Source organism: Paenibacillus forsythiae T98 (assembly GCF_000520735.1).
GTDB lineage: Bacteria > Bacillota > Bacilli > Paenibacillales > Paenibacillaceae > Paenibacillus_AQ > Paenibacillus_AQ forsythiae.
Window position 1 is genome coordinate 1 of record NZ_ASSC01000605.1, and the last position, 20,903, is coordinate 20,903.

A 20,903-nucleotide genomic window follows, 5' to 3' on the forward strand; every position below is an offset into this window, starting at 1 on the left:
GCGGGATTTTCTTGATGTGCGGGACGCCGTCCGCGCCTACGACTGCATACTGAAGCGGGGAGAGCCGGGCATCGTGTACCGGATCGATTCGGGAAGGCCGCGCCGCCTGGGCGAGGTTGCGGAGCGCATGCTGCGCCTGACCCGGGCGGCTGTGCCGGTGCATTGGGGACCGCCGCCCGGTCAAGGCGCAGAGAGCGCCCCCGCCTCGGATGCGGAGCCGAAGCGGGCGGACGCCTTCACCCGGGGCGCGCCGGACAGTCAGGCGGAGGCCGTCTACCCCACTGTGCACGCTTCCGTCTTGAACTGGCGCCCTGAAGTGGAACTGGAGCGTTCGCTTGCCGACATTCTGGAATATTACCGCAGCAGCAACCAGAAAGGAGCATCCCCATGAACGCGAAAGTGTCGGTCATTATTCCGTTTTACAATTGTCCTTATATTGATCAGGCGCTCCAGAGCGCGCTGTCGCAGTCCCAGGCTCCTTATGAGATCATTGTCGTCAACGACGGCTCTACCCTGCACAGTGACAGAATCGCCCCGTACCTTTCCCATCCTCATATTCATTATCTGGGCAAAGCGAATGGAGGCACCGCTTCTGCGCTGAACCACGGCATTCTGAACGCCACGGGCGACTATGTCGCCTGGCTCAGCTCGGACGATGTCTTTTACCACGACAAAATAAGAAATCAGGCCCTGTTCATGGAGCACAACCGTCTGCTGATTTCCTGCACCAACTTCAATTACATCAATGCCGCATCCCAGCTTGTACAGCTCAACGCCGGAGCCGTGTTCGACAACCATCTTGATTACCTGCGCTGCTTCCTCCAGGGCAATCCGGTAAACGGCTGCACGGTTATGATCAAGAATGAATTGTTCGGCGCCATCGGCTTGTTCAATGAATCGCTTCCCTTCACGCATGATTACGATTTGTGGTTGCGCGCGGTTCTGAACGGATATCCGCCCGTGATGCTGAATCAAGCTTTAACCGGCTACCGGCGTCATGAAGGCATGGGCACCATCAGGCATCACCGTCAGATTATGGCTGAAGTGTCCGCGACGAAAGAGCGCTACAGCGCGCCGCTGCGCAGACTGATCGCTTCCCTGGGAGGATAGAAGAGTCGAGGGATGCCAAATCCTTTCAGCATAGCCCGCCCGCCGCGAAGCCATCCTAACACTTGTTACACAGCAATCATAACGAGTGGAGGGTGAACGCATGTTGCGATCAAGAATCGGCATGTCCGTCTCCGCCGCCCTGCTGGTAGGGATGGTCGGGATTGCGGGCTGCGCAGGCAATCAGAATGCGGCGGGGAATTATGGCGTACGGAGCGTACAGGATGGCCGCGTGAATGACGGTGTAAGGGGTGTAAACGATGGCCGCTTGAATGTTAATTCGGCCCGGGAGGGGCATACGATCGACAGGCTGGATATGAACCAGCAGCTGGCTGATCGCGTCGCTGCCTTGAAGGAAGTGCGCACTGCCAATGTGCTTACCGCAGGCCGCAGCGCTTATGCAGCCGTAACGCTGGAAAATAATGTGACGGGAGGCGTTCGCGCAGACCGCGGCGGTGTCCCCGGAACGAACATGACGCCGGGCAGCATGGGCTACGGAACAGGTAACGGCACCGGCTACGGCACTGGAGTCGGTACTCCGTACCAGGCCCGGGGAACCGGAATAACGGGAACTCCCGCCGATAACGGTTACGGCATCAACGGTGGTGCTCTGTCCCCGGGAACCGGCATGACTGGAATTGCTCCTGATAATGGCAGAAACCTGACGGGTACGGGTACAATGACCGGCGCGCCAGGACGCGGAGGAATGTTCGGCAACGGCGGGGTGACCACGGGAACCGGAGCGGCGAACGCCGAGGATATGCTGTCCAAAGAAGTGAAGACGAAGATTGCCGACATGATCAAGAAGGACGCGCCGGGTATCGACCGGGTATACGTTTCGGCCAATCCCGATTTCGTTCAACGGGTTAACAGCTATGCTGATCAGGCACGCAGCGGCCAGCCGCTGCAAGGCTTTGTGAATGAATTCCGGGTGATGGCGGAGCGCATGTTTCCGGCACGCATCGGGGATAATATGAACCGATAATACAGCAAAACGCAGAGGTTCTTCCTTGGAGGAATGAACCTCTGCGTTTATGCCGTGTACATAGATAGGGCTAGAGCTTCTGGCAGCGTCCGCCGATCCATACCCCGCGAAGCTCAAGCCCGGCGTCAAGCAGCAGAATGTCCGCCCGCTTGCCGGCTTCCAGCGAACCGATGGTGTCCTCCATACTGAGCGATACCGCCGGATTCAGGCTTGCGGCCCGGGAGGCATCCTCAAGACTCAGACCGGCCTCCTGTACAAGATAGCGGAAGCCCTTGATCATGGTGAGCGTGCTTCCGGCAAGCGCAGCCGGGTTGTCCCGAAGGCGGGCAACACCGCTCTGCACACTTACCGGCAGATCGCCGATGGCATACTCTCCGTCGCTGAGGCCAGCGGCCGACATGGCGTCGGTAATCAGAATCAAGCCCTCCGGGCCTTTAAGCCGCGCCAGAATGGAAATCGCCGCGGGATGAACGTGAATGCCGTCCGCGATAACCTCTGCCCGAATCCGCTTGTCGGACATCACCGCTCCGGCCGCTCCGGGCTTGCGGTGATGCAGCGGGGTCATCTGGTTGAACGTATGCACCGCCTGGTTAAGACCTGCGTCAGCAGCGGCGATAACCTGCTCGTAAGCGGCGTCGGTATGGCCGAGAGCGGCCGTAATCCCGCGTCCGCGCAGCCAGGATATGGCTTCCGTCGCGCCTTCCCGCTCGGGAGCAAGCGTAACCTGGCGGATCAGGCCGGGATAGCTGCGCTCCCATTCCTCCAGCCAGAGGATGCTGGGCGGAACAATATGCTCGGGGTTCTGGGCGCCCGGCCAGCTCGGGCTGATGAACGGCCCTTCCAGATGAACCCCCGCCACCTGCGCGTAAGGCATCTCCCCGGAGCGGTAGGCGCTAACCTCGCCAAGCACACGGTCGATCGCCTCTTTGGAGGCGGTCATCGTCGTCGCGAGCATCGTCGTTGTTCCGTTGGCGGCATGAAATCCGGCAATCTCCGTGATCGCTTCGGCGCTGGCGTACATAAAGTCATATCCGGCGCCCCCGTGGACATGAACATCGACAAATCCGGGAATAAGCAGACCTTCGCGTTCCCGGACGCCTTCCGGCCAGCCTGAGCAGGAAGCGGGCAGTCCATTGGCATCGCCGGCGTAGACGATCTTGCCGTCCGCTGCGGCGATAACCCCGTCTTCGCTGACTCCCTCGGGAGTCAGCACCCTGCCGTATAGCAGCTGCTTATTGTCCGCGCCTAGTCCAGCCATTGTCCCGCTCCTTCATCCAGCAGTACGACGACATTCGGATGGCTCTGGAGCAAGGAGGCGGGGCACTGCGTAGTAATCGGCCCCTTCACCGCGTTTCGGATCGCCTCGGCCTTCTCCGCGCCGCGAACGAGCAGCAGAATTTGCCGCGCCTTCAGGATACTGCCGACGCCCATCGTAATCGCCTGCCGGGGAACATCGGCGATGGAAGGGAAGAAGCGCGCATTCGCCTCCCGCGTCTCCGGCAGCAGATCAACAACATGGGTTCCGCTGCTCAGGCTGGCGTCCGGTTCGTTAAAGCCGATATGCCCGTTGCTGCCGATGCCGAGAATTTGCAAATCGACAGGCCCTTCACTTTCCAGCATCCGGTCATAGGCCAGGCACTCGGCTTCCAGATCTTTGGCGTTGCCGTTTGGCACATGGGTGCGGGAGAGGTCGATGTCGACATGGTCGAACAGATGCTTGTTCATGAAGCTGCGGTAGCTTTCCGGATGCTCTACCGGCAGCCCCACATATTCGTCAAGATTGTAGGATGATGCTTTTGAGAAGCTGACCAGGCCTTTGCGGTGCATTTGCACCAGCCGTTCATATACCCCGATGGGCGAACTGCCGGTGGCGAGACCGAGCACGGCCTTCGGATTGCTGTGCAGCAGGCTGGCGACCAGGTTGGCCCCGGTCTGCACGAAGTCTTCGTCATTTGTAAACTTGAAAATGTTCATTTATTCAGTACCTCCCCGTTTGTGACGGAACTGCCGGACGTTCCTGTAGGATTGCTCCAGCTTCGGAATGTATTCTCCAAACCTTTTGCTGACCATCCCGGTAAATAAAATATCAATAATGTGAAGCTGGGCGATTCGCGACGCCATGTCTCCCCTGCGCATCCCTTGTTCAAGAGAGGAGGAGAAGAGCGAAATCCCGCTGAGCGAGGCAAGCGAGCTGCTTCCATAGGAGGTAAGCGAGATGGTGGACGCGCCGCTGTTCTTCGCGCAGACGAGCGCGTCGATCGTTTCGGGCGTTTCCCCGGAGTACGAAATGGCAAAGGCGACATCCCCCTCCGCAAGGGAGGAGGCCGAAGTAATCTGCATGTGCGAATCGGCAAAGGCGGTGCAGTTCACGCCGATCCGGATCAGCTTCTGATAGAAATCCTGAGCGACAATCGACGAGGTGGCCATCCCGTACAGATCGACCCGCCGGGCGCCGCAGAGCAAATCCACCGTCTGCTCAAGCTTCCTTATGTCCAGGAGGGCCGTCGTGTCGCGGATGGAGGCAAGGTGATTCGCCTGCATGGCCTCCACGATGACTGGCAGCGGATTGCCGGCCATAATGTCCTGATAAGTGGAGCCGCCTTCCGGTGGGATTGCATCGCCGTGGGCGATTTCGGCCGCCAGCTTCACCTTGAAATCGGGGAAGCCCTTGAAGTGAAACACCTTGCAGAAGCGTGTGATCGTCGCGGCGCTGATACCGCATTGCACAGCCAGCTCTGTGATGCCCATATGGACAATCTCGCCGGGGGAGGACAGAATCCGCTCCGCGAGCCTGCGCTCCATTTGGGATAGCTTGGATTTCTCTTGCTCCAGCGCATGCAGAATTGGAGTCATCAGCCCACCTCGTATTCCAATACGATTTTTGAAATTATTTTTATTATTTTATATAAAATAAAGAAAATTATTTTCATAAATAGAATAAAGCAAAACCTTGGGAGATGCAAGGGCCGCTTTTTCAGAAAAAAACAAAAGACCGCTCCACCGGCGTTATGCCGGCAAACGGTCAATGTAGGCTGCGCTCTTTCCCTCGTTCAATACAGCAGCTTGATATTTTTCTCCGGCCAATCCTTCATCCTGAGCACCGTATTCGACAAGCTCGAATAGCCATTGCCAATGAAATAGTCGCATTGTACGGCAAGATACGTATCTTTAATAATGTCCGAGGTGTCCTTAATGAGTTCAATTCCTTTATGGCGCTTGTTGGGATAGTTGGACCGGTTCGGATGAACTCTGCCTTTGAAGAATGCTTTTCGGCTGTCGCTCACAATTAACGTTTCGTACTTGTCATATATTTTCTGGAATTGGCGGACGAACTTGTAATGGTCGGTGATGAGGAACATGTGACGGCATTCGAAGTTGCTCATGAAACTCCATATATTCGGATGGTAGAAATCGTTGAGATTATAAATCTGCCCAATTTCACTGACGAGGCCGTTGGCCCGGATATGCACGCCAAGGATTGGTTTTTCATCACGGAACTGCGGATTCGCATAGACAAATTGCTTGGCTTCTTCAATAATACCGGGTTGGATTTTAATGTATTTGTCGAACAGATAGCGGTATAATTGATGCGGTGTTTTGCCGTATAAAGGATGGCGCTCGGGAATCCAGGGCACAATGGCGCTGACATGGTAATATACATCGCTGACCAGCACGTTGGCGTCGGTAGCGATCATGTCCTCTAACTCCCGGTGTGTCCATTTCAATCTATCCGGGTCTTCCATCAGAACGGTATGACTTTTCCAGATGGGCGGGTAGTACGTATAATCGGACCGGACGGCTTCATGGGGCATATGCTCATTGATGGGCTCGAAGAACAGCTCGAACGAATTTTGTGTTACTGACTCGGAATACAGACTGTCCATGCCCCAGTAGACAATCGGTGTCCGGCCCGTAATCTCTGCAACCAGCAGCTGCCCCACGACATGATCCACATCCGCCCAAATACTGTACCCCCACGGCTTGATCAGGAGAAATCGGTCACTGCTCATGCTGGTTATCACCTCCGTACAGACTTGGATAATGAGCTTGGCGCAGCTTGGCCCGATGATGTTTGGTGGCCAATTCGGCTCTTGCTCTTTTCCGGGTATTCTTCTTGTCTTGCTTGAGCGTTCTGTAGAACAGCTTGATGTGGCTCTCCGGCCAATCCTTCAGCCGGTTGACGAAGAATGAAACATTGGAATAGCCGTTGCCGATAAAATAATCGCATTTGGTGGCAAGATACGTATCCTTGATGATCTCAATGCCTTTTCTTCTTTTTACGATAAAGTTCTGCAGATGGGGGGCCTCGGTAACGGAGTTGCGGGGAGCTCTTACGCAGTCGGTGTATACGACGATGGAACCGTAGCGCTTGTTGAAGTCATCAATCGCATCATCGCAATCCGTGATCAGGAATAATTTTCCGATGTTCCCTTCCTTTAATATCTTCCGGATCTCCCCGTCGTACTTCTTGTTGAGCTGCTGAAGGTTCTCCACCTCGCGCACTTTGTCGCTGGCCCGGATATGGACGCCAAGGAGCGGATGGTGATCCTTCAGGTGTGTGTTGTAAAAATCGTTGATTTCCGCTTCAACATCGGGCTTGAGGCGCAAATACTTCCGGATCAGCTCACGGTAGATCTGCACTCCGGTCATTCCGTACGCCCAATGACTCTTCGGAATAAACCTCAGCAGCGGCCTGGAGAAGAAATGAACGTCGCTGACGGCCACATCCGCCTTGCTGGCCATCAGTTCCCCTATGCCGCGGTGAAGCCGCGCTGTCTTATCCAGATCCTCTACCAGCGCGTTGCTCGCATTCCAGATCGGCGGAAAGAAGGTGTGTTCAGGCTTCAGTACGTCATCAATCGTGTAGGAGGAGACAGGCTCGTAATACAATTCAAAGGCGTTCGTATCGATATATTCACTGTATAAGCTGTGCGGTCCCCAATACACCACCGGTATCCGTTTCGTCAGCTCGGCGACAAGCAGTTGGCCAGTCAAATGGTCCATATCCGACCAAAAGCCCCACCCCCACGTCTTAATAAGCAAGAATTTCTGTTGGTGCATCCGTCCGGAGCACCTCCAATCCAGTGGTTTAGATGAATTAACGATCCTTCAGCCTCTTCCATGTACGTGATGTGCTATAGGCGATCTGCTTGAATTTACCCACATATTTGTTGGAGGGATACACGATGGAGTCAGTTACCGCATAATTGGCCAGGCCCGAATCTTCCGGCACCCAGTACATCAATTTGATATTGGTATCGGCCCAGTCTCTAAGATACGTGACGGCTTGCGACATATTCGAATAGCCATTGCCGATGAAGAAGTTGCAATTCGCGGCAATATAGGCGTCCAATATGGCGTCTATACCGTTTTGCCGGCGGTGCATATGCGTTTCGAGATACGGAGTCTCGACGTCGCTTGAGGAATGCCGGAGCGCATCCGTGTACACAAGCATCGGTCCATACCGCTCCTTGTATTCATCCAGAATTTCCGTACAGTCCGTGAACAGAAAAATCTTCTGGATGTTGAATTTGCCGAGCATAAACTCGATTTCCTTGTGATAGACTTTGTTTGACGATTCCCGCTTGTTCACTTTATGAATCCGGTAAATCTGGTGAAGCTTAAGCGTATCGTTGGTGTTCATCTCCGGCGGGTTTTTCATTTTATACACTTTGCCATGATAGCGATGGTTCATATTGTTCTCAAGTGCATTAATGGTAAAGTTCTCGCGGACATGAACAGCCAGCACAGGTCCTTCATGCAGGGATTTCGTATAAAAAAACTTCATGATCTTGTTAATCAGATCCGGCTTGAGCTTCAAATATTTGCGCATCAAGAATCGGTACGCCTGCATCGCATCCATTCCGTACAAGGGGTGGTCCTCCCCGACAAGAGAGAGGGCGGACATTTTGTTCGGATACGTGTCGCATACCACGACATCGGCATCGCTCTCCAGCATTTCCCCGATGCTCCGCTCGGTCAGCGAGACCTGCCCGGGATCAGGCATCAGCAGATTGTCATACTGCCAAACGGATGGAAAGAAGCTGTAGCCCGGTTCCATCAAGTCTTCGATGACATAATTGGACACCGGCTCAAAATACATATCGAAAGCGTTGGTATACACCTTCCCGTTATAAAAGCTGTTGCTGCCCCAATGCACTACCGGAACTCTGCCGCAGAGTTCTGCGACGAGAAGCTGTTCCAGAAGCTGGCGTATATCCATCCAAATACTGTGGCTGTAACCTCTGATTAGCATAAAGCGTGCCCGGTTCATATTTCTGAGTCACCTCCGCGTTTCCTTTACATCAACGAAGCGGCGGTATTTCATGTCCGCTCCCCGTATCCGGTACGTTTCAACAATTGGACGAGCGCCTTGACATCCTGAGCCCGCTCTTTGGGACAGACCAGTAAAACATCTTGGGTCTTGATAATCATCATATTCGAAAGACCGATGGAAGTTACAAGGATATCGCTGCTGAATATCACCGAATCATGCGTATCCATCCCGGCGTAGCTGCCGCTGACGGCATTGCCGCTGTCATCGTGGTCCATCAATTTTCCGAGCGCGTCCAGACTCCCGATATCATCCCAGTCGAAGTAGCCCTTAATCGCTTTGAGGCCGCTGCTCTTCTCCAGCATTCCATTATCGAAGGATATGTCGGGCAGCTGGCTGAAAGCCTCCTCTATCACGGAATCGAAGTCCGGGGAGCCGATCTGGTCCAGCGCTGCCGACAGGATATTGAAGTGCTCTGGCATATGCTGCTGAATGCCGCTCTTGAAGGCCTGCAGATTGCCTGCGACCATGCCGCTGTTCCACAGATACTGCCCGGATTCTACGTAGGTGCGGGCAGTGGCGGTGTCGGGCTTCTCTTTGAACTGCTGAACCGGGGATACCTTGGGTTTGGGATCGGTATGCGCGCCCGGATCAATCTTGATATACCCGTAGCCTGTGGCCGGGTAGGTCGGATTGACGCCGATAATGGTCAGAGCGGAGCTGTAGATGCTCTCCCTGTACGCCTGGTGGATCGCTTTAAGGTATTCATGCTTGTTGTGAACATAGCTGTCAGCCGGGATGAAGCAGACCGGGCAGCCTTGAAACCGGCGTTCCAGCCATAAGGCCGCATAGGATATGCAGGCTCCGGTATTTTTGCGGAGAGGCTCAAGTATAATATTTTGCGGGGGGATGAGATTTTTAAGCACTTCTCTGGTGATCTCCGCGTAATTTTTATTAGTGATGACATAGCATTTGTCCGGCGGTATCAGCTCGGTAATGCGCTCAAGGGTCTGCTCAAGCATGCTGTTCGTTCCTCCGACGCTGATGAACTGCTTGGGCTTGTGTTCCCTGGACAGGGGCCACAGCCGCAGTCCGGCGCCGCCGGCCATGACAACCGCATATTTATCCATTTATATTTACTCACCCTTCCCGATGTCGAGATCTGAGAGAGCGATGGCCGCCGCTTCAGCAAGTCATTTGATGTGGTCCTGATAGTAGCGGTAGGCTGCTTCAAGCCCTTCCTTCAAACCGGTCTTCGCCTTCCAGCCCAGCTTCTCCAGCCTGGTGACATCCAGCAGCTTGCGCGGTGTTCCATCCGGCTTGCCGGCATCAAACAACAGCTCGCCGTCGTAACCGACAACAGATTTCACCATTTCCGCCAGTTCGCGGATCGTCAGGTCTTCGCCTGAACCGATATTCAGGTATTCAGCTCCGTCGTAATGCTCCATCAGGAACACGCAGGCGTCGGCCATGTCATCGACATACAGAAACTCCCGGCGGGGCTTGCCCGTGCCCCATAGCGTTACGCTGGGCTGATTTAACGATTTGGCGGCATCGATCTTGGCGATCATGGCAGGAATAACGTGCGAGTTGTTGAGGTCGAAGTTGTCATTCGGACCGTACAGATTGGTAGGCATCACGCTGATAAAATTGGTTCCATACTGGCGATTATAATATTGGCACATTTTGATTCCTGATATTTTGGCCAGCGCGTAGGCTTCATTCGTCGTTTCCAGCGGACCGGTAAGGAGGTACTCCTCCTTGATGGGCTGAGGGCAGAGCTTGGGATAGATGCAGGAGCTGCCCAGAAAAATCAGCTTCTTGACCTGATTCTTGAATGCGCTGCGTATGACGTTGCATTGGATCAGTTCATTTTCCATAATATAATCTGCGGGATAGGTGTTGTTCGCCACGATCCCGCCCACTTTGGCGGCCGCCAAAAACACATAGTCGATGTCCGACTCCTCAAAAAAGCGTTCCACCGCTGCCTGGTTTGTCAGATCAAGCTCCTGCTGCGTTTTACCAATAATATTCCTGTATCCCTTCTCCTTCAGGTTTCTGACAAGAGCAGAGCCGACAAGACCTTTATGTCCCGCTACGTAAATGCGGCTGTTCTTCTCCAAGCCACTAACACTCCCTTCTCGAATGATGAAATAAGCCAAAGCTTTGACAAAGTGAAACGGCATTATGCGCGAAAGAGCGGCGATCAGCAGCCCTGATCGCTCTTGACCATCATTTCGACAAGCTCCTTGAAGGACACCTTGGGCTGCCAGCCCAGCTTGGTCTTCGCTTTGGTCGGATCGCCGAGCAGCAGATCGACCTCGCTTGGTCGGAAGTACTTCTCATCGATCGTGATCAGCACGCGTCCCGTGGCCGCATCGATACCTTGTTCGTCCAGGCCTTCCCCTGTCCACTTAAGCGTAATGCCGGCATGCTGGAAGGCAAGCTCACAGAATTCTCTTACGGTATGAGTTTCACCCGTAGCGATAACATAGTCTTCCGGGTGATCCTGTTGGAGCAGCAGCCACATCGCCTCCACATAGTCGCCGGCAAAGCCCCAATCCCGTTTGGCGTCCAGATTGCCGAGGACAAGACGCTCCTGCTTGCCGCTTAGAATGTCGGCGAGGCCGGTTGTAATCTTGCGGGTGACGAAAGTCCTGCCCCGGCGCGGCGATTCATGGTTAAAGAGGACGCCGTTGCAGGCATACAGATTATAGGCCTCGCGATAGTTAACGGTGATCCAGTAAGCGTACAGCTTGGCGACGGCATAAGGGCTCCGGGGATAAAACGGGGTTTTTTCACTTTGCGGCACTTCCTGGACGAGGCCGTACAATTCGCTGGACGATGCCTGATAGAACCGGATGGCGGGGTTTACCTCGCGAATGCTCTCCAGAAGGCGCAGCGATCCGAGCGCGTCCACATCCCCCGTGAATTCCGGAATATCGAAGGATACTCTGACGTGACTCTGCGCGCCCAGGTTGTAAACTTCGGAAGGCTCGATTTTGCTGATCAGCCTGGTTAATCCTCCGGGGTCCGCAAGATCGCCATAATGCAAGACGAAATCCGGCCGGTCTCCGGACGGATTGCCCAGGAGATGATCGATTCTTTCCGTATTGATTGAGCTGCTTCTACGGACCGTCCCGTGTACTTCGTAACCTTTGCCCAGTAAAAGCTCGGCCAGATAAGAACCGTCCTGACCTGTCACACCGGTAATGAAGGCTTTTTTCAAGAGAGATTCATCCCCTTTTCTTGGTATGGTCTATGTATATGAACAAGGTTAGGAGGCGGTATGGGTGAACTGTACGCGGATTGCAGGTTTTCACAAACATCGGAGCCATCATTCATTTCAATGCTTCGCCTTATATGTGACAAAATATCTATTTTGGTGATAGAGAACAGTATTTTCCTGTCTTTTGTAAAAGAATTTATTGACATAGATCGGCAAGTCTAGGTAATATGCGACATATATCTGGCTATTTTGATGATTTTACTAGGAAAGGAGTCCTTATTTTCAATTAGGCAATTAGGCGTGGTGGAAGAGGAGTCAAGGAATATTTAAAGGAGATGAAGTATGTATTCAAAACGTTTGAGAAGGTCTGTTTCATTGATTCTGGTCGTTATATTATCTCTATTAAGTGTGCTTGAGGTATCTGCGGCTGCTCTGAAGGCAACGGTGATATCTACAGAACAGGCGCTAAATGGCACGCAAAAGATTTCAGTCAACAGCGTCGTAGATGTTACCTATGCCGATTATGAAGCGCTGGATGAGGTTTCCTTCTCTCTGGCCAAGGGCAGCGATATCATTGCCAGCAGGGTGAAGCGAAAAGGCGAGATTGATCACATATCGGCAGCAGACTCTGTATATTCCGTCTATTTCAACGATATTTCCTTCGAAGGGCTGGAGGCCGGAGCGGAATATTCTTTGACGGCGGCGTATCAGGGTGAGGCAGGAACGGTTGTCACTCCGCCTCAGACCATTCGGGTTCCGTCTTCATCAGAAGTCCGGATTGTTGTTGAACGGATAACTAAGGATTCAGATACATACGAGATATCTCCCGCAGGCGAGATTCGCAGCGATGACAAGCAGGTCAGACTTACCATTCTGAGCGATGGGGTGCCGCTGGCGAACAAAGGGATCTCGGTCAGAAGTAATTATTCATATTACAACTTCACTACGGATGCAGCCGGTCAGGTGCAGTTGAAGGACAATTCCAGTAATCCCAATTTTGTGATGAATAAGTCTGTCCTGTTTGTCACGGTCAATCAGGGTCCGGATCTTTACGAGGCTGCGCCGTTATATGTAACCGATCTTCAGCCGGCGGGAACCTATACGGTGGGCATCCGCTACCTTGATGCGCAGGGCAAGCTGATGCGTCAAGGCGGGAGCAATTCAAGTTGGCCGAGTGGAGTGGTAGACCGGATTGGCGTTTCCGGTTACGACGTGCTGACGCTAAGAACAGGCTCTGTGTCAGGAGATTACGTTGCCTCTATCAAGTCGGAGAACAACGAGATCTACTTGTTTCAGACAAGCCAGGCGGCATTGTATTCTTCTGTAGATGGAACTCATACTACGATTGTACAGGATGGCCAGGATTACAGCCGCCTGAGCTTTCAATATACATGGAACGGGAGTCCAGTCAATGCAGAGTCGTTCTCCATTACTCCTAACAACCAGTATAAACAAATTAATACTTCGAGCATTTATCAGAACATCAACGCCAGTGCCGTATACGTGAAGAAGGACAGAGAGTATGATCTTACGGCCATTGCCGGTGTTCCCGGAAATGACGGCAAGATTGTCTACCGGAGCAAGGTAACTCCGACTGAGCCGGCGACCGTTGTCCAATCCGCCGCTGCCGCTACCGGGTACAGCGCGCTGAAGCTTGAGGAGCCGGATCAGGGACAAGTCAGCGGACAGGTCCTGATATCCTATCTCAACGAGAAGTATAACTACACCCAGATCAAAGCTTCACTTCCGGCGGCGGGCGGAACTCTGTACGTGCCAAAGGGCGCGGAAATTCACCGTTTGACGGCCGTCACGGCCCCTGACAGCACATCGGCGAACAGCTATGATCCTAATGAGGTCGTTCTGGAATCCTTCTTCAATCCGGTAGAGAATAACTATACGTTCGAGGCAGGAAGCACCTACAAGGCGCAGATCGATCTGAATGTTACGGGAACCTCCTACTACGATGAGCCTGAAGCGCGGAGCAAGATTGTATTGGGCGAGAACGTTGAATACAAGGTAGCCATGACAGATGAATATGACCATGTGCTTGATTTGAACGGCAACTACAGGGTTCGGATCGTTGACGAAGCCGGGACGACGATTGAAGAGAACAGCTTGTCCTGGACTACGGAGGATGGAGAAGACGGAAAGCTGCAGCGTATATATAAGCGGGACTGGAAGCCGGTCAAGTCCGGCACCTACAAGCTTCAATTCTTCCCTTATTACTATAAGAGTGGTCAATATGTCTATGGAGAACAGCTTGCCGAAACGGAGCTCCAGGTTCTACCGAAGCAGGAGCTTGATGTTGAGATCAGAGGCAAGGATGGCAAAATGGTTGATCTGGTGAACAAGCCATTTCTGACAACGGATCAAGCGAAGACAATAACAGTCACTGTGCGTCAGCATGTGACAGGAGCCCAGGGTCAGCCGCTGGCCGGAGTAAAGGTTCAGCGCTATGGAGAAGAAATAGGAGTGACCGATGAGCAGGGGAATTTGACTCTCCCTGATGAGTACAGCTATTATTTCGGAGAACTGCTGTTCAAAAAGTCCGGTTATCTGTCCAAGACGGTGTCCATCGCGATCATAGACCCGGAAAAGCAATCCTTGATCCGGGTGAAGGGCCTGGACAAGCCGGAGGGAGAAAGCTATGCCGGCGGCGTTCCGCTGGACTATGCGTATGTGTATGCGGTGATCAAGAGAGCCGACGGTTCCTACGACCAGCAATCCCAGTTCATTAACACAGACGATCATGAGGCATTTCTGGTTGTCCAGTCTCCTTCTGTGGTCGGAGTCGACTTTATGCGCTACAATCGCAGCTACATGGGAGTGGAATCCAAGTACGGGTACTACATGTACGGTTCGATCCGTACGGAGCCGGGCAAGGAATATTCGCTGGTGCTGGATGCCAGACAGTCTCTTCAGGAGGTCGGCAAGGTTAATCTGACGAAGTATATGGAGGAGCTGTCCGTTGTGCGCAGCGGACAGGCCGGCGCAGAATATGTTCCTTATGTGATTGACAGCAATGATGCTGCCGAGAATTATTTCTATGCGACAAAGGGAACTTACAGCGTATTGGCTCATACCCGGGGCGACACCTTTGTCTATCGTGATGATGTTGTCTTTGGTGAAGGCGAGAATACGCTGGAAATCGATGATTCGCCTTCCGGACTGGCGACTCTGCTTGCGCCGGAATCAGGCAGCATTTATACGGTTGAATATACGACTCCGGGCCAATCGACATTGAGAGGCTACGCCTATGATGCAGCCCAGGTTCAGTTGACTCCTGGAGAAGTAACGGTTCAGGTGAATCAGTCCGCCGGAGCTGCCGAGTATGAATATAACATCCATTTCGCAGCGGGCACGCTGAAAGCCGGTACGTTCACACAGCTTGACCCGCAGGCCATTCGCGGCCTGGATATTGTTGGGCTAAAGGATGGCAAGCTGATTCGTTCCGCCGGTGAGAATACGCTGGAGGTGGGATTGGTTGACACCGCCGGAAACAGCATCGGACAGATCAAGAAACCGCGGATTCTGGTGGCACATAATGGTTGGAGCAGAGGGTATGAATATGTCTATCCGGAATCCGTTGCCTACGAAATTCAGGATGAATCCGGGAAGGAACTGTATAAAGGGAATTCCTTGTATTATCCGCTGAATGTCTACAGCTATCTGCCTGACGGAACTTACGTAATCAAGGCTTCGATGACCATTGACGGGCAAACTTACACTCTGGATAAGAAATTTGTGCTGGAGTCGGCAGCAGGAGTTGTGGCCGAGCCAGGACAGAATCCTCCGGGGGAAGATTTGGATAACGGTCCGGTTCAGCAGCCGGGCAACGGGAACACTGATTCGGGGAATGGCAACACTAATTCGGGCAACGGGAATGACGGAAGTTTAACTCCTCCCCAGTCTCCGATTACTGCGCCCGCTTCTCCAGCACCGGCCGTTAACGACAATGTGGACAAGCAGAATACCAGGCTGCAAGAATTGCTGAAGGATGGAGCCGGTACGGCAGCGGAGCGTGCTTCAGCGGCTCAAGGCGCCTTGACGAGCATTGCCGAGTCGCTTAAATCGGTAGCAACGCCTCAGCAGGCCGAGCAAAACGGCAAAAGTCTGTCCCAGGCATTAAATAGCGCTTCCCAATTGCTCGAGACGATTCAGGACCCTGCGGAGAAGCAAAAGGTTGTTAACTCCATCAGTGCATTGGTGGACAATGCTCCTTACTTGCTGAATCATTTGGACAGCTCTGAGAAGGCAGTTGAATTCACGCAGGCACTTATTCAGAACGCGGCGGCAGTTCTGAATAACGCACAAGGAGTTGGGGCGGAAGCGCTCCAGCAATTGAAAGTTGGAGTGGTATTCTCCAGCCAGGCGGCCATTAACAAGGCCGGCGAAGTGACAATTGCCAAGGAAGATGTGAAAGTGGAGGGCAATGCCGTTTCCTCCAGCTTGAGCGCAGATTTGGTCAGCAAGCAAATCGAATCGACCAAGCAGGCTCTGACCGCTGTTTCCCGGGAGCTGACAACCAAGCTCGGTGCGGGCTTGGCTGATGAATTGAAGCTGTCCCTGACTGTTAAGACACCGTCAACGGGTGAAGGTATCCATAAGCTGAATACTTCGCTTCCGTCGGAGGTATTGGCCCTCGTCAAAGAGAACGGAATTGACGGACTGAAGCTTCAAATGGATCAGACAGCTTTCACCATTGAGCCGGATACTTTCGGCAATGTGGAAGCAGGCCAGAAGATCACTTTGGCGGCTGAAGTTGTTCAGAACGCTGTGGTGAACAAGCCAAGTCAGGCTGAACCGCTTGCGACCATACCTGTGATGGAATTCAGCGCATCTGTCGGAGACAAGGCTGTCGAGAGTTTCGCAAAGCCGGTGAATGTAACCTTTGATGTCTCGTCCATCGATACGTCCAAATACTCCGAAGCGAACCTTGAGAATCTGACCGTGTATGTGCTGGATGAGAAGAGTCTCACATGGGAAGCAGTTGGAGGAAAATATGATCCGGTCACACAAACCGTAAGTACGCTGAGAGGCCACTTTAGCCGGTATACCGTCATGCTGGGAGCAGGCGCTTTCTCTGATGTGAAGAAGAACCACTGGGCAGTGAAGGAAATCAATTATCTGCTGGCCAAAGGCATTGTGGATCAGACCAAAGAGTTCCTGCCTTCCGACAAGGTAACACGCCAACAGTTCTCTGCCTGGATTGCCAGAGCGTACGGTCTGGACGGCAAGAACCTGTCCCTGCCATTTAAAGATGTGGCTGCCGATAACTCTTATTATGATGAAATTGCGGCCGCATATGCCGCAGGAATCATTAATGGCAAATCGGGTACGGCCTTTGATCCCAAGGCAACCATCACCCGCGAGGAAATGGCAACCATACTGGCGCGCGCACTCAGGGCCTATAACGGAGTGAAGACAATCACTCAGCCGGAAGCAGTGAATGCGGCATTTACCGACAGCAACAAGATTTCGAAGTGGGCGGCGGCAGGTGTTGCTCTGACCAAGAGCACACAGTTGTTTGAAGGATTTGAAGATAAGACCTTCCGTCCCGCCCAAACTGCGAGCAAAGCGGAAGCTGCCGCGCTCATTTACAGATTATATCAGCTTCAATAAGCTGCTTTCGGACAACGACTGGCAGAGCAAAGGGCCGCAGATGAGCAAATCTGCGGCCCTTTGTGTGTGCGTATCTTCAGAATCAATCATTGGCCCGGACGGTTACCGGCATGCCGGAAGAATCATGCGGCTTGTTCCGCATGGCAAGCAGAGCCTGCTCCTTGTTGAACAGTCCTTCCCAACGGGCGACAACGAAGGTGGCGACGGTATAGCCGATAATGTTGACCGTCGTACGGAAGTTGCCCATAATGCGGTCAGGAGCGAGCATAAGCGCAACGGCTGCGATCGGGATGGAGCCTGTGCTTGCCGCCGTAGCCGACAAGGCGACGAACGCCGAGCCCGGAATACCGGCCATTCCCTTGGAAGTAAGCAGCAGTACGACGAGAAGCACGAGCTGCTCATATATGCTGAGTTCTACGCCCGTTGCTTGCGCCAGGAAGACGAGCGCCAGCGACAGGTAGATGGAGGCGCCGTCGAGGTTGAAGGAGTAACCCGTCGGGACGACGAGTCCGACAACCGAGCGGTCGCAGCCCGCTTTTTCCAACTTGCTCATAATTTGCGGCATAACCGCCTCTGTCGAGCCTGTTGCAAATGAGAATACAATTTCCTCACGCACAAGCATAATGGCCTTCCACAGACCGATTCCGACAAACACGCGCATAACCACTTCCAGAACGAGCAGGAAGAGCAGACAAGCTACCGTCATGGCGAGGAACAGCTTGCCGAAGGCAAGCAGCGTCTGCATGCCATATTGGCTTACCGTGAACGCCATCGCGCCAAAGGTGGCAATTGCGGTCAGCTTCATAATGAAGCCCATGATTTGAAAGATGACATGGCTCAGATGCTCCAGCAGGTCAATAAGGACCTCAGAGGTCTTGCCTCCGACCCGCACAAGAGCGAAACCGAAGAGACAGGACACGAGCAGCACTTGCAGCATCGTATTCGTGGCGAACGCCGACACCACGCTGTCCGGAATGATGTTCATAAAGAATTGGGCCCCGTGAGGCAGCTCGGAGTTTTTGGTTACTTTGCTTACCTCGTCCGTAGACAGCGAGTCCGGATTCACATTCATCCCCGATCCCGGATTCATCACGTTCGCGACAAGCATGCCGATAATCAGGGCGATTGTCGTAATGACTTCGAAGTATAGCAGCGCCTTGCCGCCGATCCGGCCGACCGTCTTGATATTCCCCACCTTTGCAATGCCAAGCACGACGACCACGAAGACAAGCGGGGAAATAATCATCTTGATGAGTTTAATGAACCCGTCCCCGAGCGGTTTCAAAGCGATTCCGAAAGTCGGCCAAATATATCCAACCGCGATACCCAGCACAATAGACATCATGATTTGAAAAAACAGGCCTTTATAAAAAGGCTGGCGCACCTTAGCTGCTGTCTTGTTCACGTATGTCATCCTCCTAATTATTACTTTGTTTCAGCCATCCATCTGACATTAAGCCTGCTGACTTTGCGCTGCCCGTCTTTCTTTCGACACTCACCTTTCGTGTTATTTTTTGTGACTTGGCTTGTATTCTTTATTGACTCATTATAATCAATTATGTTCCGCAATACATTATACAGGTTTAATAAAAATAGCCATTGTTTTTGTTAATGTTGTATAATTAGGACATGGCATGGCAGGAATTTGCCAAAAAGCAACGGAGGGGTGAGTGTTCCATGATATTAGCAGATCTGCTGAAAATTCCGTTTTTGCTGGAATCCAAGGTAATATGCGGGTTTCAGGGACTGGGCCGGACGGTTTGTTCCGTCAATATGATGGATGCGCCGGATATTATTGATTTTGTAAAGCCCGACGAACTTCTAATCACAACGGCTTATGCGTTAAAGGACCATCCCGAGGAGCTTGTGGCGCTCATCCCAGAGCTATCGGCGGCCGGTTGTGTCGGACTCGGAATCAAGAAGCGTTTCTGGTCCTCAATCCCCCAGGAGGCAATCGCCGTCGCCAATGAGGTCGGGTTCCCGCTGATCGAGCTGCCGCTTAATGTATCGCTTGGCGATCTTATTAATCAGGCGATTGATGCGATCCTGGACAAGCATACCGACACACTGCGCAACGCGCTCCAAAGCCACCGCCAATTCTCCAGCCTGATTCTAAAGGGTCAGGGAATTCCCGAAATTGTGCGCGATTTGGCGGTGCTTCTGGACAGCCCCGCTATCCTGCTGGATCAAAGGATGAATTTGATTTCGGCGTCCCCGCATTTCCGGGAGCGGGCTTATCAGGAGCTGCTGCCGCAAATCCGCGAGTTGGCAAGCCAGCTTCCGAATGAAGAGCGCACCTCGGTATGCTGCTTGAAGGATTCCGCCCCCGACGGGCTGGGTTATATCGCCGCGCATCCCATTATGACGTACCAGCCGCAGGGCTTCCTGCTGACTCTGCAACAATCGGTGGAGCTTCAACAGCTTCCGGTCATGATTATGGAACAGGCGGCCAACGTCATCAGCTTCGAGCTGCTTAAGAAGCAGGCGGTGAAGGAACGGTCCAGGCGCTATAAGAATGATCTGTTCACGGATATCGTCAACGGATTTATGACCTCCGAGCAGGAATTGATTCACCGCGGCAAGCGTTACGGATTGGCCGAGAAACTGCCCTCGCTGTGCATTGTCATCCGGCAGGATGATGATTTGACGCGAAGAGAATCTACCCTGCCTTCTTCCGTGGAACAGCAGCTGTCCAAGCGGGAAGAGCTGTATGAAATTTTGAAGGATGCGTTTCAGTCGCGGGGTCATTCGTTTGTGCTGTTCAACAACAAGGACCAGTTCGTGCTCATACTTTCGATTTCCGGCGGCAAGACCGCGCCTGTGCATGCGGAACGGATGCTGCGGGAACAACTGACCGAGATCGGCGACAATCTTTATCATCAGGAGAACATTTCCGTATCATTCGGGGTCGGCAATCCGATTGACCGGCTGACGGATATTCCCGTCACCTACAAGGAAGCGGTCGAAGCGTGGGACACGGCGCACAGCAGCAAGAAGCGGCGTTTTGTCCAGTTTTATCATGTGAAGAAGCTGACCGATCTGCTGCGAATGCTGCCCGTAGAGGAACTGAAGAAATACTATGACGACACCTTTAAAGAACTGAACCGGCTGGATGAAAAAGAACGGCGGGAGCTGATGCGAACGTTGATTGCTTACCATGACAACAACTGCCAGATTGCCGAGACCGCCAAGCAGCTGTTCGTGCACCGCAATACGGTCGTCTACCGTCTGGAGAAATGCGAGCAGCTCACCGGCCGCAAAATTCGAAATACCAGCGACAATCTGCGCTTCAAGGTCGCCTATCTTATGGAGCAGCTTATTGATGCCGATTGATGGAGCGTTGACAAGAAGAACCTTCGGGCCTCTGAACTGAAACAAGGAGGCTGGAGGTTCTTCTGCCCATTTTAGACCGGCACACCGCACCATCCGCACCATTAAGATTCCCAATACATACTATAAATTTGACTGTATCCCTTTACCTTGTTAGACCAAACAATCCCGGGCAAGGAGGGGTGACACCATCATGAAGGGGAACGATCATCACAGCAAATTTTTGTTAACGCATCGTGAACGTGAAGTATTCGAGCTTCTTGTTCAGGATAAAACGACGCGCGATATCGCCGGCTTATTATTCATCAGCGAGAAGACGGTTCGCAACCACATCTCCAACGTTATGCAAAAATTGA

At 53.0% G+C, this 20,903-nt stretch carries 15 protein-coding genes and 1 pseudogene; 6 read left to right on the forward strand and 10 right to left on the reverse strand.

Features of this window, described 5'->3' with window-relative positions; translation table 11 throughout:
- From L692_RS33000 to L692_RS30750, 3 genes and pseudogenes are all read left to right on the forward strand, one after another.
- Positions 1-391 (forward strand): annotated as a pseudogene (locus tag L692_RS33000) (hypothetical protein); the annotation flags it as partial.
- A complete protein-coding gene (locus L692_RS0118810) occupies positions 388-1,110 on the forward strand; it encodes a glycosyltransferase (RefSeq protein ID WP_025701619.1) in 723 nt (240 codons plus the stop codon). The pseudogene L692_RS33000 and the gene L692_RS0118810, both read left to right, overlap by 4 nt.
- A gap of 100 nt (positions 1,111-1,210) precedes the next feature.
- Positions 1,211-2,092, forward strand: a complete 882-nt coding sequence (locus L692_RS30750; protein WP_025701620.1) for a YhcN/YlaJ family sporulation lipoprotein — start codon at positions 1,211-1,213, stop codon at positions 2,090-2,092.
- Between the two features lie 70 nt (positions 2,093-2,162).
- Here the strand turns inward: L692_RS30750 and nagA are convergent, their stop codons facing one another.
- From nagA to gmd, 9 genes are all read right to left on the reverse strand, one after another.
- Positions 2,163-3,350: an N-acetylglucosamine-6-phosphate deacetylase gene (nagA, locus tag L692_RS0118820; protein ID WP_025701621.1), complete on the reverse strand. Its 1,188-nt coding sequence runs from the start codon at positions 3,348-3,350 to the stop codon at positions 2,163-2,165.
- Entirely contained in the window at positions 3,338-4,066 is a 729-nt protein-coding gene (gene nagB, locus L692_RS0118825) for a glucosamine-6-phosphate deaminase (protein ID WP_025701622.1), read from the reverse strand. The genes nagA and nagB overlap by 13 nt, the downstream gene beginning before the upstream one ends.
- Positions 4,067-4,945, reverse strand: coding sequence for a MurR/RpiR family transcriptional regulator (locus L692_RS0118830; protein ID WP_025701623.1), 879 nt, complete (start codon positions 4,943-4,945; stop codon positions 4,067-4,069).
- 197 nt (positions 4,946-5,142) lie between these two features.
- On the reverse strand, positions 5,143-6,102 hold the full coding sequence (locus L692_RS0118835) for an O-fucosyltransferase family protein (protein ID WP_025701624.1): 960 nt from the start codon (positions 6,100-6,102) through the stop codon (positions 5,143-5,145).
- Positions 6,092-7,153, reverse strand: a complete 1,062-nt coding sequence (locus L692_RS0118840) for an O-fucosyltransferase family protein (RefSeq protein WP_025701625.1) — start codon at positions 7,151-7,153, stop codon at positions 6,092-6,094. Before L692_RS0118840 ends, L692_RS0118835 begins: the two co-directional genes overlap by 11 nt.
- A gap of 37 nt (positions 7,154-7,190) precedes the next feature.
- Entirely contained in the window at positions 7,191-8,366 is a 1,176-nt protein-coding gene (locus L692_RS0118845) for an O-fucosyltransferase family protein (protein WP_025701626.1), read from the reverse strand.
- A gap of 50 nt (positions 8,367-8,416) precedes the next feature.
- The gene (locus tag L692_RS0118850; RefSeq protein ID WP_025701627.1) at positions 8,417-9,496 is read right to left on the reverse strand and encodes a mannose-1-phosphate guanylyltransferase; all 1,080 of its coding nucleotides are present in this window, start codon (positions 9,494-9,496) and stop codon (positions 8,417-8,419) included.
- 63 nt (positions 9,497-9,559) lie between these two features.
- Positions 9,560-10,489: a GDP-L-fucose synthase family protein gene (locus L692_RS0118855; RefSeq protein ID WP_025701628.1), complete on the reverse strand. Its 930-nt coding sequence runs from the start codon at positions 10,487-10,489 to the stop codon at positions 9,560-9,562.
- 83 nt (positions 10,490-10,572) lie between these two features.
- Complete coding sequence (gene gmd, locus L692_RS0118860) at positions 10,573-11,595, reverse strand: GDP-mannose 4,6-dehydratase (RefSeq protein WP_025701629.1); 1,023 nt, start codon at positions 11,593-11,595, stop codon at positions 10,573-10,575.
- Positions 11,596-11,937: 342 nt separating this feature from the next.
- Between gmd and L692_RS0118870 the strand changes: the two genes are divergently transcribed.
- The gene (locus L692_RS0118870; RefSeq protein WP_084463263.1) at positions 11,938-17,217 is read left to right on the forward strand and encodes an S-layer homology domain-containing protein; all 5,280 of its coding nucleotides are present in this window, start codon (positions 11,938-11,940) and stop codon (positions 17,215-17,217) included.
- A gap of 82 nt (positions 17,218-17,299) precedes the next feature.
- Here L692_RS0118870 and L692_RS0118875 read toward each other — a convergent pair whose 3' ends face one another.
- Positions 17,300-18,622 (reverse strand): cation:dicarboxylate symporter family transporter, encoded by a 1,323-nt coding sequence (locus tag L692_RS0118875; RefSeq protein WP_025701631.1) that lies wholly within the window; start codon positions 18,620-18,622, stop codon positions 17,300-17,302.
- A 272-nt stretch (positions 18,623-18,894) separates the two neighbouring features.
- Here L692_RS0118875 and L692_RS0118880 point away from each other — a divergent pair, with 272 nt between their 5' ends.
- Together L692_RS0118880 and L692_RS0118885 are read left to right on the forward strand one after the other, a co-directional pair.
- Positions 18,895-20,550: a PucR family transcriptional regulator gene (locus tag L692_RS0118880; RefSeq protein ID WP_025701632.1), complete on the forward strand. Its 1,656-nt coding sequence runs from the start codon at positions 18,895-18,897 to the stop codon at positions 20,548-20,550.
- A 190-nt stretch (positions 20,551-20,740) separates the two neighbouring features.
- Positions 20,741-20,903 (forward strand): helix-turn-helix domain-containing protein (locus tag L692_RS0118885; RefSeq protein ID WP_025701633.1); only part of this gene is annotated, 163 nt, incomplete at its 3' end.

Coding starts and splice junctions, on each gene's coding strand:
- L692_RS0118810 (WP_025701619.1), top strand. CDS start 388: ATGAACGCGAAAGTGTCGGTCATTATTCCGTTTTACAATTGTCCTTAT.
- L692_RS30750 (WP_025701620.1), top strand. CDS start 1,211: ATGTTGCGATCAAGAATCGGCATGTCCGTCTCCGCCGCCCTGCTGGTA.
- nagA (WP_025701621.1), bottom strand. CDS start 3,350: ATGGCTGGACTAGGCGCGGACAATAAGCAGCTGCTATACGGCAGGGTG.
- nagB (WP_025701622.1), bottom strand. CDS start 4,066: ATGAACATTTTCAAGTTTACAAATGACGAAGACTTCGTGCAGACCGGG.
- L692_RS0118830 (WP_025701623.1), bottom strand. CDS start 4,945: ATGACTCCAATTCTGCATGCGCTGGAGCAAGAGAAATCCAAGCTATCC.
- L692_RS0118835 (WP_025701624.1), bottom strand. CDS start 6,102: ATGAGCAGTGACCGATTTCTCCTGATCAAGCCGTGGGGGTACAGTATT.
- L692_RS0118840 (WP_025701625.1), bottom strand. CDS start 7,153: ATGCACCAACAGAAATTCTTGCTTATTAAGACGTGGGGGTGGGGCTTT.
- L692_RS0118845 (WP_025701626.1), bottom strand. CDS start 8,366: ATGAACCGGGCACGCTTTATGCTAATCAGAGGTTACAGCCACAGTATT.
- L692_RS0118850 (WP_025701627.1), bottom strand. CDS start 9,496: ATGGATAAATATGCGGTTGTCATGGCCGGCGGCGCCGGACTGCGGCTG.
- L692_RS0118870 (WP_084463263.1), top strand. CDS start 11,938: ATGTATTCAAAACGTTTGAGAAGGTCTGTTTCATTGATTCTGGTCGTT.
- L692_RS0118880 (WP_025701632.1), top strand. CDS start 18,895: ATGATATTAGCAGATCTGCTGAAAATTCCGTTTTTGCTGGAATCCAAG.